The organism is Peptoniphilus faecalis, assembly GCF_012976305.1.
Taxonomy (GTDB): domain Bacteria; phylum Bacillota; class Clostridia; order Tissierellales; family Peptoniphilaceae; genus Peptoniphilus_A; species Peptoniphilus_A faecalis.
The window spans coordinates 100,644-116,779 of sequence record NZ_JABDSR010000007.1 but is presented as its reverse complement, the minus strand read 5'-3'; the positions used below and the strand labels follow the sequence as shown (position 1 = coordinate 116,779).

General features: G+C 32.9%; 14 protein-coding genes. 12 read left to right on the top strand and 2 right to left on the bottom strand.

What is annotated here, in order from left to right:
- The first annotated feature begins 81 nt into the window (after positions 1-81).
- Positions 82-474, top strand: coding sequence for an ATP-binding protein (locus tag HKO22_RS06240; RefSeq protein ID WP_075659882.1), 393 nt, complete (start codon positions 82-84; stop codon positions 472-474).
- Positions 475-933: 459 nt separating this feature from the next.
- Here the strand turns inward: HKO22_RS06240 and pepD are convergent, their stop codons facing one another.
- Positions 934-2,325, bottom strand: coding sequence for a beta-Ala-His dipeptidase (gene pepD, locus HKO22_RS06235; RefSeq protein WP_169969320.1), 1,392 nt, complete (start codon positions 2,323-2,325; stop codon positions 934-936).
- A gap of 7 nt (positions 2,326-2,332) precedes the next feature.
- Positions 2,333-3,559, bottom strand: coding sequence for a tyrosine--tRNA ligase (gene tyrS, locus HKO22_RS06230; RefSeq protein ID WP_169969318.1), 1,227 nt, complete (start codon positions 3,557-3,559; stop codon positions 2,333-2,335).
- A gap of 201 nt (positions 3,560-3,760) precedes the next feature.
- Here tyrS and HKO22_RS06225 point away from each other — a divergent pair, with 201 nt between their 5' ends.
- The 11 genes from HKO22_RS06225 (at position 3,761) to cutC (ending at position 16,124) form a co-directional block, all read left to right on the top strand.
- Positions 3,761-5,011 (top strand): NAD(P)H-hydrate dehydratase, encoded by a 1,251-nt coding sequence (locus HKO22_RS06225; protein WP_169969316.1) that lies wholly within the window; start codon positions 3,761-3,763, stop codon positions 5,009-5,011.
- Between the two features lie 203 nt (positions 5,012-5,214).
- Complete coding sequence (locus HKO22_RS06220; RefSeq protein WP_169969314.1) at positions 5,215-5,484, top strand: hypothetical protein; 270 nt, start codon at positions 5,215-5,217, stop codon at positions 5,482-5,484.
- A 139-nt stretch (positions 5,485-5,623) separates the two neighbouring features.
- Positions 5,624-5,968 (top strand): type II toxin-antitoxin system PemK/MazF family toxin, encoded by a 345-nt coding sequence (locus tag HKO22_RS06215; protein WP_075659888.1) that lies wholly within the window; start codon positions 5,624-5,626, stop codon positions 5,966-5,968.
- 111 nt (positions 5,969-6,079) lie between these two features.
- Complete coding sequence (locus tag HKO22_RS06210) at positions 6,080-6,832, top strand: WecB/TagA/CpsF family glycosyltransferase (RefSeq protein ID WP_169969313.1); 753 nt, start codon at positions 6,080-6,082, stop codon at positions 6,830-6,832.
- Positions 6,833-6,843: 11 nt separating this feature from the next.
- The gene (tkt, locus tag HKO22_RS06205) at positions 6,844-8,793 is read left to right on the top strand and encodes a transketolase (RefSeq protein ID WP_169969311.1); all 1,950 of its coding nucleotides are present in this window, start codon (positions 6,844-6,846) and stop codon (positions 8,791-8,793) included.
- A 53-nt stretch (positions 8,794-8,846) separates the two neighbouring features.
- Positions 8,847-9,749: a DMT family transporter gene (locus tag HKO22_RS06200; RefSeq protein ID WP_169969309.1), complete on the top strand. Its 903-nt coding sequence runs from the start codon at positions 8,847-8,849 to the stop codon at positions 9,747-9,749.
- Positions 9,750-10,159: 410 nt separating this feature from the next.
- A complete protein-coding gene (locus tag HKO22_RS06195) occupies positions 10,160-11,248 on the top strand; it encodes a hypothetical protein (RefSeq protein ID WP_169969307.1) in 1,089 nt (362 codons plus the stop codon).
- Positions 11,248-11,511, top strand: coding sequence for a hypothetical protein (locus tag HKO22_RS06190; protein WP_075659893.1), 264 nt, complete (start codon positions 11,248-11,250; stop codon positions 11,509-11,511). Before HKO22_RS06195 ends, HKO22_RS06190 begins: the two co-directional genes overlap by 1 nt.
- A gap of 8 nt (positions 11,512-11,519) precedes the next feature.
- A complete protein-coding gene (locus HKO22_RS11210) occupies positions 11,520-12,125 on the top strand; it encodes a BMC domain-containing protein (protein ID WP_169969305.1) in 606 nt (201 codons plus the stop codon).
- Between the two features lie 9 nt (positions 12,126-12,134).
- Positions 12,135-13,574 carry an aldehyde dehydrogenase family protein gene (locus HKO22_RS06180; RefSeq protein WP_075659895.1) on the top strand — a complete coding sequence of 480 codons (1,440 nt, stop codon included), beginning with the start codon at positions 12,135-12,137 and terminating at the stop codon, positions 13,572-13,574.
- A 9-nt stretch (positions 13,575-13,583) separates the two neighbouring features.
- On the top strand, positions 13,584-16,124 hold the full coding sequence (gene cutC, locus HKO22_RS06175) for a choline trimethylamine-lyase (protein ID WP_075659896.1): 2,541 nt from the start codon (positions 13,584-13,586) through the stop codon (positions 16,122-16,124).
- Positions 16,125-16,136 lie beyond the last annotated feature (12 nt).

Below are 16,136 nucleotides of genomic sequence, written 5' to 3'. Positions count from 1 at the left end.
AAAAATAATAAAATCACAAATATTAATTGAAGTTTAAAAGATGAAAGTAATGGGTATTTTCTAATAAATGGAGTGAGAATTATGGATACTTTATATAAATTTAAGGGCTTTGTTAATAGTGATTTATCTTTAATAAAAAATTTTTTAGATTCTGCAATTATGGATTTATATCCCTTTATAGAAGACCAAGAAAAATTATTTGATATAAAAGTTATATTAAACGAACTTGTTGTAAATGGAGCCATGCATGGCAATGAAGAAGACCTCAACAAAAAAGTTTGTCTAAAATTGCTTTTAGACGAGAAATCTTTAAAGATAATTGTAAAAGACGAGGGTAGAGGCGTGGATTTTGACACATCTCTATATGACTGTACAAAAAAGAATTGCAATGGCAGAGGGCTACTAATTGTTGAAGCACTTACAGACCAACTTATATTAAATAAAAACGAAGTTATCGCAATAAAAAATCTATAAATTCTATTTGAATTTACATATGAAACCTCTAGGGGTTTCTTTTTTTTAAAAAAATTATTTAGTTGAAGACGTAGATTTTAGATTATAAGTCTTCATTATGCAGATACATTTTACAAACAATAATTATCATATAATATAAGAGTTATTTTATAAAATAGAGTTGTTTTTTTATTATTTATAATATTTTTGGCGGCATATACAGCTGAAGATTATAGCCAAGTGGGTATAATTGATTTCAAATTGATTATGAATTTAGGCTTGTTGTATATTATATGTTTAATAGCAGCAGTGGTATTAAATTTAATTTATTTAGTGATAAAAAAATTTTTTAGTTTTATTAAGTTGTAATTATCAAGGAAAAATATTTAGAAACTAAAAAGATATAAAAATATAAAAGTTTTATATTCATATATTGTTAAATAGAAAAATGGCTGTCAAGTGGCAGCCATAATTTTTTTATTAAATTTCCTTCAAAACTTTTTTAAGATGCTCGTATACTCTTTTAGTTGAAGAAATTGAAAGAGTTTCCTTTTGTGAGTGAGCGCCACTAATGTCTGGGCCAATGGAAATAATGTCCAGATCCCTATTTTTTGTAAAGAATACTCCGCATTCAAGTCCTCCGTGAGTAAATTCTTCTTCCATTTCAGTGCCCTTCATTTCTTTATAGATTTTCTTTACAATTTCTCTAAAAGTAGATTCCCTTCTATATTCCCATTCAGGATATGGATTTATAAATTCAGCTTCGACTCCATATTTTTCAGCTATGTCTAGATAAACTTTTCCAAATTCTTCAGAAAGTGATGAGCTTGCAAATCTCAATGATACAAAAACTTCTGCAATTCCATCGACTAATTTTGCTATTGCGAGATTTGATGAAGATTCAAGAACTTTTTTTTCTTCATTTATAAAGGAATGAGGTCCAGTTGGGAGTTCTAATAAATATTTTGCAAGTTTTTCGCTAGATTCTGCTGTCAAAATTTTTCCCTCGTGAGAAGTTTTTTCGCATTCGATGATAAGTTCTCCATCGACATTTTTAAATTTATCTTTAACGTAATTAATGGCATCCTTTAGCTCTTTTTCGTCGCATACAATAGAAAGTTTTCCTTCTCTTGGGATTGCATTTTGTTTTGTGCCACAGTCTATGTCGATTAAATTTACATGACTTAATTTATTTAAAATTTCTGCAATAACTTTAATCATATTGCCCTTGTTGTTTGCAATTTCCATTCCAGAGTGTCCACCCAAAAATCCATGGAGATCAAGTGCAAAAGCTTTTCCAGAATAATTTTCCCTTTCAGGTTTAAATTTTGAGTGTAGCAATTTTCCGCCAGCAGATGAAACAGTTAAAATTCCTTCTTCTTCGGAGTCAATGTTGATTAAATACTTGCCTTCGAGATATTTTGCGTCAAGATTCTTCGCTCCGTGCATATCAGTTTCTTCAGACACAGTTACAATTATTTTTAGTGGACCATGCTCCTCTTCGGCAAGTGCCATTGACATTGCAACGCCAATTCCATCGTCTGCACCAAGGGTAGTATCCTTTGCGTGAAGTTTGTCGCCATCTACTATTAATTCAATGGGGTCAGTTGCAAAATTGTGGTCTGAATCCTTATCTTTTTCACAAACCATGTCCATATGACCTTGGAGTATGACCTTAGGTCTATCTTCCATGCCCTTTGTGGCTGGAACTTCCATAATTATATTTAAACTTTCATCTTGAGTAACTTCATAGCCGGCATTTTCTCCAAATTTTTTTAAAAAATCAGAGACAGCTTTTTCCTTTCCAGATTCTCTAGGAATTTTTGATAACTTTTCAAAATAATCAAAAACTTTTTTTGGTTCTATATTCATATTAACCTCACTTTAAAATAACTTTGTGATAAACTTTTTTGCCCTTTCTAATAATAATTTCGCCATTTTTGAAATCATCTTTAGTAAGTTCAAGTTTTGGATCACTTATTTTTTTGTCGTCAATGCTAACTCCACCTTGAGTTATAAGTCTTCTACCTTCAGAATTTGTCTTAATAAGGCCTAGTTCAGTCATTAAATTTAAAATTCCAACAGGTTCATTAAATTTATCTGATGTCATTTCAGTTGAAGGTATGTCATCAGAATCTTTTTTGCCACCGAAAAGCGAATGGGAAGCATCGAGGGCGGATTTTGCAGCTTCTTCTCCGTGGATGTCTTTTACAACTTCATAAGCCAAAACTTCCTTTGCCCTATTTAATTCAGCACCTTCTAATTTTTCGTATTCAGCAATTTTATCGAGAGGAAGCATTGTGAGAAGCTTCATAAATTTGATGACATCTCTATCATCGCAGTTTCTCAAATATTGGAACATTTCATAAGGGGTAGTCTTTTCCTTATCAAGCCAAATTGCGCCAGCCATAGTTTTTCCCATTTTGATTCCAGCAGCAGTAGTTAAAAGTTTAAAAGTCATTGCATAAACTTTGTCGTTTTCTAATTTTCTAACGAGTTCATAGCCACCAAGGATATTAGACCATTGGTCTGAACCACCGACTTGTAGCTTGCAGTGATGTTTTCTGTAAAGATATAAGAAGTCGTAGGATTGCATAAGCATATAAGAAAATTCAAAAAAAGTAAGGCCTTGTTCCATTCTGTTTTTGTAACAATCAAATTGTAGCATTCTATTTACAGAAAAATGAACGCCAATTTCTCTAACGAAATCCAAGAAATTTAATTTCAAAAGCCAGTCTGCGTTATTTTCGATAATGCCCTTGCCTTCAGAAAAATCTAAGAAATTAGAAATTTGTTCCTTAAATCTTTGAGCATTGTAATTAATAGTTTCTCTGTCCATGAGAGTTCTCATGTCGCTCTTGCCCGATGGGTCGCCAATAGTTGTAGTTCCACCGCCAAGTAGAGCAATTGGAATGTGCCCTGCCCTTTGCATATGTTGCATTACCCTAATTTGAATAAAATGGCCGAGAGTTAGAGAGTCTGCAGTTGCATCAAAGCCAACATAAAAAGTAACGGATTCTTTTCCCAGCATTTCCCTTAATTCATCTTCATAGGTACACTGATCTAGATAACCTCTCTCGCTTAAAACATCAAATACATTTTCCATAATTCCTCCAAAAAAATAAAAAGAACCCCACGATGAAAGGACGCATTCGTGGTACCACCTTTCTTCGCCGAGGCCTCAAAAATTAATAGACTCCAATATTGTAATTCAGCTTTCGCTTACTGTATATCTTCTCCGTCTTGTATACATACTATTTATGATATAATAATCGAAAATAAATAAATTGTCAAATGGGGTGAAACTTTGATTGGTATAGATATTGTAGAAGTAAAACGAATAGAAAAAATAATAAAGGAGCATGTAAATTTTCTCCAAAAAGTTTTTAATGAAGATGAAATAGAAAGAATAAGGAAGAGAAAAAATCCCTACGAGAGAATAGCGGGTATGTATGCAGCAAAGGAAGCGGTTTCAAAGGCAATGACTACTGGTATAGGCAAAATGTCCTTTCACGACATAAAAATAAAATACATAAAAGATATGCCCTATGCAGAAGTTTTTGACCAAAGATTTTATCTATCCATTAGCCACGAGAGGAATTACGCAATTGCAATTGCAAAATTAGCTTGCAAAAATATTTCTAAAAATATGGAAGAAAAAATAATTTTAGATGAAAAAATAAAATCCCTTTGGAAAAATAGAGAAGAGGACACACACAAGGGCGATTTTGGGAAAATAGCCATAGTAGGAGGTTCCCTTGGCATGACAGGTTCATCTTATCTATCGTCAAATGCAGCATTAAAGGCAGGAGCAGGTCTTGTGTATAATATTGTGCCACGAGAAATTTTTGACCTTATGTCTATAAAATATATTGAACCCATTGCAAAAACTTTTTCTAACTTAGAGGAAATGGAAAAATTTTTAACAGGACTTGACGCAATAGCCATGGGTCCGGGAATGGGACTTGGCGAATATGCCAAAGCTGTCTTTGAAAAAGTAATAAAGATGAAAAAAAATCTCTTGATAGATGCCGATGGACTAAATATTTTGTCAAAAAATTTAGAATTTTTAGATGAGAGGAAGAATTTTACAACAATTTTAACTCCACATGAAGGGGAGTTTGCAAGGCTCACGGAACTATCTTTAGAAGAAATAAAAAATAATCGTGAAAAAGTTGCCCTTGATTTTGCAAAAAAACATAAGGTAATTTTAGTCTTAAAGGGGCATAAAACAATTGTAACAAAGGGCGAAGAAATTTATGTAAATAATACAGGAAATTCTGGCATGGCAACGGCAGGATCTGGTGATGTCTTAACTGGAATAATTTCTGCCTTTATGAAAAATTATTCCCTATTTGATGCAGCAAAACTTGCAGTTTATGTTCATGGGCTTTCTGGAGATATTTATGCAAAGAAAAATTCAAAAACTAGCCTAAGGGCAAGGGATATAATAGAAAAACTAGATAATGTTTTCAATTTATTTGAAGAAGACAAAAATATTGATTTTTTAATGGAAAAAGAGACTCGAATTAACGAGTCTCCCCAATATTTGACATAGAGCCGAAATTAATTTAAAATATCTGCCCTCTGATATACTTTTAATTATTGTATTATTAATGGGAATTTTATTTTGTCATTTTGCACAAGGAGAGTTCTTAGTATAAAAGGGCAGCTTAGGTGATTTTATTTACTATTTAATGATTAAAATGATGATGTAAGCTAATGGCCCGAGTTTTTCTCGGGCTATTTTAAGGAGTTATTATGTTAAAAAATAGAAAGATACTTTTTATAATTTTATTTGCACTTGACCTTATTTATACATATTTTGCAATAATAGGAGTGGCAAAATTTTTCCAAAGGTTTAGAGGGCCGATATATGTACAAGTTCTTTGGTATGTAATGATTTCTGCACCGGCAATTGTGCATTATTTACCTGGTGGAACAAAATATAATTTAAAAGAAACAAAAAGATACACAATTCCTTTATTGATTATGATTGCAATAAATTTTGTAATGCCTATGTATTTATAATAGATTTATTAAAAATTTGTAAAAAAATAAAATTAATTCCTATTATTTAAGTATAATAATTAAAATTGTGTTAAAATAATATTAGGATTGTTCATAGATCAATCTTTAAAATCTCTCTTGCCTTAAAAGGTGAAAAAATATGATGATAAAAAGAGGGGATATATTTTATGCCGACCTGTCGCCAGTTATTGGATCTGAACAGGGAGGAGTAAGGCCCGTAGTTGTTGTTCAAAACGACATTGGAAACAAGTACTCGCCTACTACAATTGTTGCTGCAATTACATCTCAACTTAACAAGGCGAAGTTACCAACACACGTAAATGTAAGGGCTAAAGATGTTCCACTTCCAAAAAATTCTGTAATTTTAATGGAACAGCTGAGGACCATAGATAAAAAAAGGTTGAGGGAGAAAATCGGTAAATTCGACAAGGATGTTATGGACGAGATAGACGCTGCAGTAAAGGTTAGTTTGGCGATGAAATAATTGAACAGCATACATATTTAAAGACTACTTCTTTTGAGGTAGTCTTTTATTTTGGGTTTTTATTTATAGAAATAGAAGGATCTATGTGATAAACTTATAGCGGAGATATTTATGGAAAAAATAAAAATTTTTGGAGTTGAAATTTTTAATATTGATAATTTAGAGTGTGAAAATATTTTAAGAGATTTTTTAAAGGGAAAGGGTCTTAAAAAAATTTACACTCCAAATACTGAAATTGTCATGGCAGCTAAAAGAGATGAAAATCTTAGACATTTAGTTAATTCTGGAGATTTAGTCTTAGCTGATGGCATTGGTCTTATTTATGCGTCAAAGATGAGAAAAAAGCCTTTAAAGGAAAGAGTTACAGGCTTTGACACTTCCATTAAGTTATTGGAACTTGCAGATGAAAGGGGACTAAATTTATATTTTTTAGGCGGCGTGGAAGGTGTGGCAGAGGATGCTGCAAGGGCAGTCAATGAGAAATATAAAAATGCTAATGTGGCTGGATTTCACAATGGCTATTTCAATTCTAGGATAGATGGCGAAACATCTAGTGAAGAAAAGAATATAATTGAAGAGATTAACAGCAAGGATATTGATATTGTATTCGTGGGCTTTGGCTTTCCTCGTCAGGAAAAGTGGATAGAGGAATTTAAAGATGATATTAAGGCAAAGGTTATTATTGGAAATGGTGGTGTTCTCGATATTTTATCGGGAAGGGCAAATAGAGCTCCTGAGATTTTTATTAAGCTTGGATTGGAGTGGCTATATAGACTTTTAAAAAATCCTTCGAGGATTAAAAGACAAATTGATTTGCCAAAGTTTTTGTTCGCAGTTATGAGAGATAAAAATTCAGTTGAATGAGGAGTGAAATTTTGAATATCGAAAATAAAGCAGTTAATACTATAAGAATGCTATCAGTTGATCAAATTGAAAGCGCAAATTCAGGACATCCCGGTCTACCACTTGGTGCAGCACCAATGGCTTATGTACTTTTTAAAAATAATTTAGTAAGAGATTCTAAGGATTTAGATTGGGAAAATAGAGATAGATTTATTTTGTCTGCGGGACATGGATCGGCTCTTTTGTACTCACTTTTCTATTTATTTGACTATGGTTTAAGCCTTGATGATTTAAAAAATTTTAGACAACTTGATTCAAAAACTCCAGGGCATCCAGAGTATGGTCATACTAAGGGAGTGGAAGCAACTACTGGTCCACTAGGTCAAGGCATTGCCATGGCAGTTGGTATGGCAATTGCAGAAGAAAAACTTGCAGCTATTTATAATAAAGGTGATTTAAAACTCGTAGATCATTATACTTATGCTCTTGTAGGCGATGGATGTTTAATGGAGGGAATTTCCAACGAGGCATCATCTCTTGCGGGAACATTAAAATTAAGTAAATTAATTGTACTTTACGATTCAAATAAAATTTCTATTGAAGGTTCAACTGATTTAGCTTTCTCTGAAAATGTTCGTGAAAGATATAAGGCTCTTGGATGGGATACTTTTTTAGTTGAAGATGGAAATAATCTAGATGAAATTAATGAAAAAATTGAAGAAGCTAAAAAATCTAATAGACCATCACTTATTGAAGTAAAGACAAAAATCGGATATGGTTCACCTAGAGAAGATTCTGCTAAGGCTCATGGCGAACCGCTTGGAGCAGAAAATAGAAGGGAAACTAGAAAATTTTTTGGACTTCCTGACGAAGACTTTTGTGTTTTAGATGACGTAAAAGAGTATTTCCAAAAAATTGTAGAAGAAAATACAAAAAAAGCTTCTGAAAAGAAAAAAATCGAAGAAGAATATGCGAAAAAATACCCAAAGGAATACGAAGATTACAAAAATTCCTTTAAGTTTGAAAGGAAAGAACTTTTAGAGGATTCTTATTATGATTCCTTTGAAAAGGACATGGCAACTCGTGCCATCTCTGGAGAAGTTTTAAATAAAATTGCAAAGGAAAACATTCATATCTTTGGTGGATCTGCAGACTTAGGTCCGTCAAATAATACGATTTTAAAGGAAGAAGAATATTTCTCAGCAGAAAACAGAACTGGCAGAAATTTAACTTTTGGTGTACGTGAAAATGCCATGGGAGCAATTACTAATGGAATTTTATTGCACGGTGGACTTAAAACTTATGCAGCTACTTTTTTAGTTTTTAGCGATTACTTAAAACCGACAATTAGACTTGCCGCTCTTATGAACCTTCCAAATGTCTATATCTTCACTCACGACTCCATAGGAGTAGGAGAAGACGGGCCAACTCATGAACCAATTGAACATTTAGCAATGTTAAGGTCAATTCCCGGAGTAGTTGTTTTAAGACCAGCTGACGGAAGAGAAACAGCAGCAGCACTTAACCTCGCTTTTAACTCGAAGAACACACCTTTTGTACTTGCACTTTCAAGACAAAATTTGCCACAACTTGAAAACTCATCGAGAGATATTAACAAGGGTGCTTATATAATAAAAAAAGAAGAAGGCGAGCTTGAAAAAATAGTAATTGCAACTGGTTCTGAAGTTTCTCTTGCACTTGATGCAACAGAAGGGCTAAAGGGTGTTCGTGTAGTTTCAATGCCTTCTATGGAAATTTTTGACGGACAAAGTTCAGAATATAAAGAAGAAATTTTTCCTTCAAATATAACCAAGAGGATTTCAATTGAAGCACTTTCATCCTTTGGATGGCACAAGTATATTGGAATGAAGGGCATGGCAATTTCCATTGATACCTTTGGAGCAAGTGGAAAGGGTTCGGAAGTCTTCGAGAGATTTGGATTTACAAAGGAAAATATTAGAAGAAAGATAGAAGAATTTTAAAAATAAATTATTGAAGGGGAGGGAGACCTCCTTTTTTACATTGAGAGGGAATGATGAATTTAATTAAAGAAAAAAAATGGGCAATAATTTTTTCACTTTTTGCGATGTTTCTTTGGGGGTCTGCAATTCCCCTAATAAAGTTAACATATATTCATGCAAATATTTTGCCTAAGGATTCCGGTGGGAAAATTTTAATTGCAGGGATAAGATTTTTTATGGCTGGCATTTTGACCTTTATATATTTCTTTATTTTTAACAAAGGAAAAGTTGAAAAAGATAAAATAAATTTTAAATTTATAATAATACTAGCCTCCATACAAACTATGTTTCAGTATATGTTTTATTACATTGGTCTTTCAAACACATTAGGCTCACTTGCAGCAGTTATTCAAGCATCTAATGCCTTTATAATAGTAGTAATTTCAGTTATTTTTATTAGTGATGAAAAATTCACAAAGAGAAAGGCGTTGGCTCTCATAATAGGAACAATTGGCATACTTATTACAAATGCAAAGGGTGCAGAAGGGCTTCACTTTAAATTTACTGGCGAGGGATTTATTCTTATTGCAACAACTTTAAACGCATTAGCGGCAGTTTTAATAAGAAAGTATGGAAGAAGACAGAATCCCTTTATTCTAACGGGAACACAATTTTTACTAGGAGCAACTCCCCTTATAGTAATTGGAGCACTAACACATAAATCCAATGTAAACTTTGACTTTACACTTTTCCTACTCCTATCTTATGGAGCATTTATATCGGCAACAGGTTTTACAATTTGGACAAGTATTCTACAGGAGCATAGTTCAAGTGAATTTGGCATATACAAATTATTTATTCCGATTTTCGGAACAATTTTATCTGTAATCTTTCTCGGAGAAGAACTCACAATAAATATTGTTTTAGGGCTTATATTTGTATTTATAGGGGCATTAGTTTTAAATAGAAAAATATAAAACAATAGAACTGATGAAGTATTATCAAGAAAAATAAAATTTAAAACAATATTTTAAAGGCTCCTTCATAAAAAATAAGTCAGAGTGTAGACAAATCTATCAAAATTTGATGGGTTTGTCTATTTTTATTGGATTAAAAAAGATAAAAAAATAATTAAAAAGCTAAAATAGCAGTAAATCAGTACATTTTAAGCGATGAAAAAAGTTTAACATTGCGGCAGAGTTTTATTGGGTTACAGCAAAGATAAAAGTGTAAAAAAAATAAAATAAAAATAAAAAAATCAGTTTTAAGCTATTTCAGAAGAATATAAAAAAATTTAAAATATGATATTGACTATCACGCTGGGGAAAATAATAAAATACTGGTAAAGAAAATGTTTGCAATAAAAGAAACTAAAGGAGGCGACAATATGGAAGAGGTAGTAAGTAATGGCTCTACAAATAGAGCTGATCTTGCGAAAAAGAAATTAGATAGTACATATTTCAAAAAGGGGATTAAAGTTGGAATTTATTCTGGAGTTACATATGGTTTATACACAGCGTTTGTTACAACAGCGACAACTTATGGAGTATGGGCTGGCTGGTACGGAGAAAAATCTCCCCTATCAGCAATGGCAGTAGCATTTATACTTGGAACATTAGCGACGGGAATCAATGATTTGCTATCAGCATTCTGGGCAATAGTAAATGCCTTAATAAAGGGAAAATTTGAAGACTTTGTAAAAACTGTAAAGACTAAACCAGGACTTATAATGATTTTTGCAGCTATTGTAGGTGCGCCAATAGCAGGAGTTGCATATGTGCTTGCGATAGTAGCTGGTGGACCAGTAGTAATTCCAATAGCAGGACTTAATGTGTCTATTGGAGCAATTTTAGGCAGAGTGATTTTTAAACAGAAGTTAAGTCCAAGAATGATTTTTGGTATCTTAATCTGTTTTATAGCTAGTGCGATTATAGGAGTGTCTGGTCTAAGTGGAGAAATCAAACCAGGGATGATACTTGGAATGATCATGGCATTTATAGCAGCTTTTGGATGGGGACTTGAAGGAACAATTGCAGGATTTGGCACTGCGATGATTGATTCAGAGATTGGTATTGCAATTCGTCAAACAACAAGTACAATTTTTAACTTTTTAATTGTACTTCCAATTCTAGGAATAATTGAGGGAAGTGGTGTTTCATTAATTGCAAGTCTAACAACAACTGCACTCACTGATAAGACAGTTTTAATATTCTTAATCAGTGGTTTATTCACATTTTTGACATTCAACACTTGGTATAAGGGTAATTCAATGTGTGGTACAGCACTTGGCATGGCACTTAACGGAACATATGCTTTCTTTGGGCCCTTCTTCTGTTGGATAATACTTGGAGTAATTCTTAAAAACCCTGGATACGAGCTTGCACCTACGACATGGTTTGCATCTCTATTAATGGCTTTTGGAATTTTTATCATGAGTGTGAATCCTCTAGATTATATCAAGGGAGGAAATAAATAATGAGAAGACCATTAAATTACGAAATCCTTAAATATTTAACAAATCATGACAAAGTTTCGGCAGAAGAAATATATAATTCACTTCATGAGGAGTACAAAGATCATAAAGCCTTTAAGCTAAGCATTATCGTGGAATCACTTATGACAGCTAAAGAAAATGGGCTTATAAATGAAGATGGTTATGATTTAATAAAGGATAAGTTAGTTGTATATTACAGTGCAACGCCTGAGCAAAAAGAAACTATAAATTCATATATAAAATAGGAGGTTTTATGAGGTGTTTAGGAAATGAAGCAGCTGGTTTAGTTGAGACACTGGGTATGTTACCAGCAATTGAAGCTGCGGATAAAATGTTAAAAGCAGCAGATGTAGAGCTTGTATCTTATGAAAATGTTGGATCTACTCTTGTAACTGTAATGGTTAAGGGAGACATAGCTGCAGTGGAATCATCTGTATCAAGTGGAGCTGAAGCTGCAAAAAAAATTGGAAAAGTAACTGCAGCAAATGTTATGAAAAGACCTGTGAAGGCTGTTGCAGACGTGCTTGCAGTTCATGGGATCAATGATGTAAATGAGAGTGTAAGAGTTAGAGCACTTGGTGGAATTGAAACTTTTGGGCTTGTATTTGTATTAGAGGCAGCAGATGCAATGATTAAGGCGGCAGATGTAGAATTTATAGGCTATGAAAATGTGGCAAGTGGATATATTTCAGTTCTAGTTTCAGGAGATGTAGCTGCAGTTGAAGCTGCAGTAGCTGCAGGTGAAAGAGCAGTAAAGGAAATGGGAGCAGATATTTATGCGAAACTTGTAATTCCAAGTCCACACAGAGATTTATATAGTATTACAGAAAGATATGAGATAGATAATTTGCTTCCATAAGGAGGAATTATGAAAATTATTGATTATGATCTTTTGTCTCTTCAAGAAGCGAGAATTTTAATAGAAGACGCCGTAATAGCAAGGGATAGCTTAAAAGAATTTAAAGATAATCAAATAGAAAGTTTAAAAGACCAAATAAAACTATATATGAAGAAAAATTTAAAATCTTTAACTCATATGTCCTATGAAGAAAGCTGCTATGGCAATGAAATGGATGAATATAATCTTGCTAATTTTTATCTCGAAAATATAGACGAGGAGTTAAAGAATTTCCCCAAGGTTTTTGATGTAATAAAATCTGAAAACACAAAGGAAGTTTTTGTTGCTCTGCCTAAGGGAACAATACTTGCATATATTGCACCATATCTTAGCGTTCTTACAACTTTTCAAATAATTTATATGGCAATTAGTGCAAGAAATCCAGTGATTATTGTGGCTAATAAAAAAGTTAAAAAAACTATTATAAAAATGGTGGAAGAAATCACTGATATTTGTTATGAAAACTTATATCTTAGAAATGTAGTTTCTATACTAAAGATAAATTCAGATTTATCTAATGAGACTTTAGTAGAAAGCGAAGAGATTTCTCTAATAATAGAAAATGTATTAAGTGATGAAAAGTTAAGTATAAAGAATAAAAATGCAGATCATTTTTTAGCGGAAATGGGAAATAATATTGTTTTCATTGACAAAAACGCTGACTTAGAAAGTGTAGCAAAGGAAATTATAGCAAGTAAGAGCTTCAACAATGGACTTCTTCCAGGAGTTGAGCAAGCAGTGGTTGTAGATCATGAAGCTTACGATGGTGCAAAAAATTATTTTTCAAGTAATGGAGCCTATTTTTTAACTAAGGAAGAGCATATAAAACTTCAAAAGATTTTATATGATGATAGTTTACAAATTAGAAAAGAACTCATAGGAAGAAGTGCAAAAGAGCTTCTTAAAATGGCTGATATAAAAACTGATAGGGATATAAAAGTCTTAATCGTAACTAAGCCCTATGTGTCTATAAACTCGCCATATTCTAAGGAAAAATATCATCCAATACTTTCAATGTATATAGAAGATGACTGGCTAAATGCTTGTGAAAAATGTGTGGAACTAATATTAAATGACGAAAAAGGACAAAGTCTTTCTATTTATTCTAATGACAATTATGTAATTGAACAATTTATAGAGAAAAAACCTGTTGCAAGGGTTTTGGTAAACACATCGACGGGATTTGGAACTATAGGGCTTAGTTCCAACTTGCCACTTAGTTTTATAGTTACGAATAAACAAATAACTGGACAAAAATCAACAAGTTTAAATCCAAACCATTTTGTTAGATACAAACAAATTGCAATGAAGGACGATAATAGATCAAATAAATTTAAAGATTTTATAAATAAATCAAAAGAAGGAAGTAATTTATTCAAGGAAGTATATAAAAATATAAAAGATAGTTAGGAGAAAGTTATGGATTTAAAAGAATTTTCAAAACAATTAGCTAAAGCTACTGAACGCATGACAGAAGAGGAAAGAAGAAACCTTCGAAACATGTTTGAACAAGTAACTAATAGCATAGTAAAGGAAGACAAAACAGCAACATGTAATGACGATTCATGTGGTACAGAAATACCAGATGGTCCCACTAAGAGACATGTGGCATTAAAGGAAAACTTCTTAAAACAAGTGCCAACAATCACTCTACATAGAGCGAAGATTGTAACAGAACTTGCAAAAGAAAATCCAGGAATGCCAAAAATTGTATTAAGAGCAAAATCTTTTAGAAAATGTTGCGAAACTGCACCCCTTGTAATACAAGATAACGAACTTATTGTTGGAGCACCTTGCGGAGCGCCAAGAAGTGGAGCATTCTCACCTGATATTTCATGGAGATGGTTAGAGGAAGAACTTGACACTATTGCAACAAGACCTCAAGATCCATTTTATATTTCAGAAGAAGACAAAAAATATTGTCGAGAAGTATTATTTCCATATTGGGAAGGTAGATCTTTAGATGAATCTTGTGAAGCCATGTATAGAGATGCAGGGGTTTGGGAATTATCGGGTGAATCCTTTGTATCAGATTGTTCTTATCACCAAATAAATGGTGGTGGAGATTCTAACCCGGGATATGATGTAATCCTTATGAAAAAAGGCATGATTGATATTCAAAATGAAGCAAAGGCTCATTTAGAAAAATTAGATTATTCTAACCCAGAAGATATTAATAAAATTTATTTTTATAAATCAGTTATAGACACAACTGAAGGTGTAATGATTTATGCAAGAAGAATGAGTGAATATGCAAAAGAACTTGCAGCAAAGGAAACCGATCCAAAGAGAAAGAGAGAGCTTGAACAAATCGCTGAAGTAAATGCATATGTACCAGCGCATAAACCAAGAACTTTCTGGGAAGCAATTCAATCAGTATTTACAATTGAGTCACTTCTAGTAGTTGAAGAAAATCAAACTGGTATGTCAATTGGTAGAGTCGATCAGTATATGTATCCTTTCTATAAAGCTGACATTGAATCAGGAAGATTGAATAATTACGAAGCCTTTGACCTTGCAGGATGTATGCTAATCAAAATGAGTGAAATGATGTGGCTAACAAGTGAAGGCTCATCTAAATTCTTCGCAGGATATCAACCATTTGTAAATATGACAGTTGGTGGTGTAACTAGAGAGGGAAAAGATGCAACAAATGATTTAACTTACCTATTAATGGATGCAGTTAGACATGTAAAAATTTATCAACCATCACTTGCAACTAGAATTCACAATAAATCACCTGAAAAGTATTTGAGAAAAATTGTAGATGTAGTTAGAAGTGGTATGGGATTTCCTGCTTGTCACTTTGATGACACTCACATTAAGATGATGCTTGCTAAAGGCGTAAGTGTAGAAGATGCCAGAGATTATTGCATGATGGGCTGCGTTGAACCTCAAAAATCAGGAAGACTATATCAATGGACTTCAACTTCATATACACAATGGCCAATAGCAATTGAACTTACTTTAAATCACGGTGTACCACTATGGTATGGAAAGCAAGTTACTCCAGATCAAGGGGATTTATCTCAATACAAAACATATGAAGAATTTGAAAAGGCGGTTAAAGATCAAATAGCATATATCACAAAACTTACAGCAGCTGCTACAACATTGTCTCAAATAGCACATAGAGATATAGCACCAAAGCCACTTATGTCAATTATGTATGAAGGATGTATGGAATCAGGTAAAGACGTATCAGCAGGTGGAGCAATGTATAACTTCGGACCGGGAGTTGTATGGTCAGGACTTGCAACCTATGCAGACTCAATGGCAGCTATTAAGAAATTAGTATTTGATGATAAGAAATATACGCTTAATGAACTTAATACAGCTCTTAAGGCAGACTTTAAGGGATATGAGCAAGTAAGAAGAGATTGTTTAGATGCACCTAAATACGGTAATGATGACAGTTATGCAGATGATATTTGTAATGATGTAATTATATTTACTGAAAGAGAACACGCTAAATACAAGACACTTTACTCAAGACTATGTCATGGGACTCTTTCAATTTCAAATAACACGCCTTTTGGTCAAATGACAGGAGCGTCAGCAAATGGGCGTGAAGCATGGGCTCCACTTTCAGATGGTATTTCACCAACTCAAGGAGCCGATTACAAGGGACCTACTGCTATTATTAAATCAGTTTCAAAAATAGCTAATGATTCAATGAATATGGGTATGGTGCATAATTTCAAGATTCAAAAGGGATTACTTGATTCTAAAGAAGGAGAAAATGCACTTATCACACTTCTTCGTACAGCAAGTATGTATGGAAACGGAGAAATGCAATTCAACTATCTTGACAATGAAACTATGATAGATGCACAAAAGCATCCAGAAAAACACAGAGATTTAGTTGTACGTGTAGCTGGCTACTCTGCATTCTTCGTAGAATTATGTAAAGATGTACAAGATGAAATTATAAGTCGTACAATGCTTGAACACTTCTAAGAAGTAGAAAGG

Excerpts from the sequence above, each read along its gene's own strand:
- HKO22_RS06240 (WP_075659882.1), top strand. The coding sequence starts at position 82 with ATGGATACTTTATATAAATTTAAGGGCTTTGTTAATAGTGATTTATCT.
- pepD (WP_169969320.1), bottom strand. The coding sequence starts at position 2,325 with ATGAATATAGAACCAAAAAAAGTTTTTGATTATTTTGAAAAGTTATCA.
- tyrS (WP_169969318.1), bottom strand. The coding sequence starts at position 3,559 with ATGGAAAATGTATTTGATGTTTTAAGCGAGAGAGGTTATCTAGATCAG.
- HKO22_RS06220 (WP_169969314.1), top strand. The coding sequence starts at position 5,215 with ATGTTAAAAAATAGAAAGATACTTTTTATAATTTTATTTGCACTTGAC.
- HKO22_RS06215 (WP_075659888.1), top strand. The coding sequence starts at position 5,624 with ATGATGATAAAAAGAGGGGATATATTTTATGCCGACCTGTCGCCAGTT.
- HKO22_RS06210 (WP_169969313.1), top strand. The coding sequence starts at position 6,080 with ATGGAAAAAATAAAAATTTTTGGAGTTGAAATTTTTAATATTGATAAT.
- HKO22_RS06200 (WP_169969309.1), top strand. The coding sequence starts at position 8,847 with ATGAATTTAATTAAAGAAAAAAAATGGGCAATAATTTTTTCACTTTTT.
- HKO22_RS06195 (WP_169969307.1), top strand. The coding sequence starts at position 10,160 with ATGGAAGAGGTAGTAAGTAATGGCTCTACAAATAGAGCTGATCTTGCG.
- HKO22_RS06190 (WP_075659893.1), top strand. The coding sequence starts at position 11,248 with ATGAGAAGACCATTAAATTACGAAATCCTTAAATATTTAACAAATCAT.
- HKO22_RS11210 (WP_169969305.1), top strand. The coding sequence starts at position 11,520 with ATGAGGTGTTTAGGAAATGAAGCAGCTGGTTTAGTTGAGACACTGGGT.
- HKO22_RS06180 (WP_075659895.1), top strand. The coding sequence starts at position 12,135 with ATGAAAATTATTGATTATGATCTTTTGTCTCTTCAAGAAGCGAGAATT.
- cutC (WP_075659896.1), top strand. The coding sequence starts at position 13,584 with ATGGATTTAAAAGAATTTTCAAAACAATTAGCTAAAGCTACTGAACGC.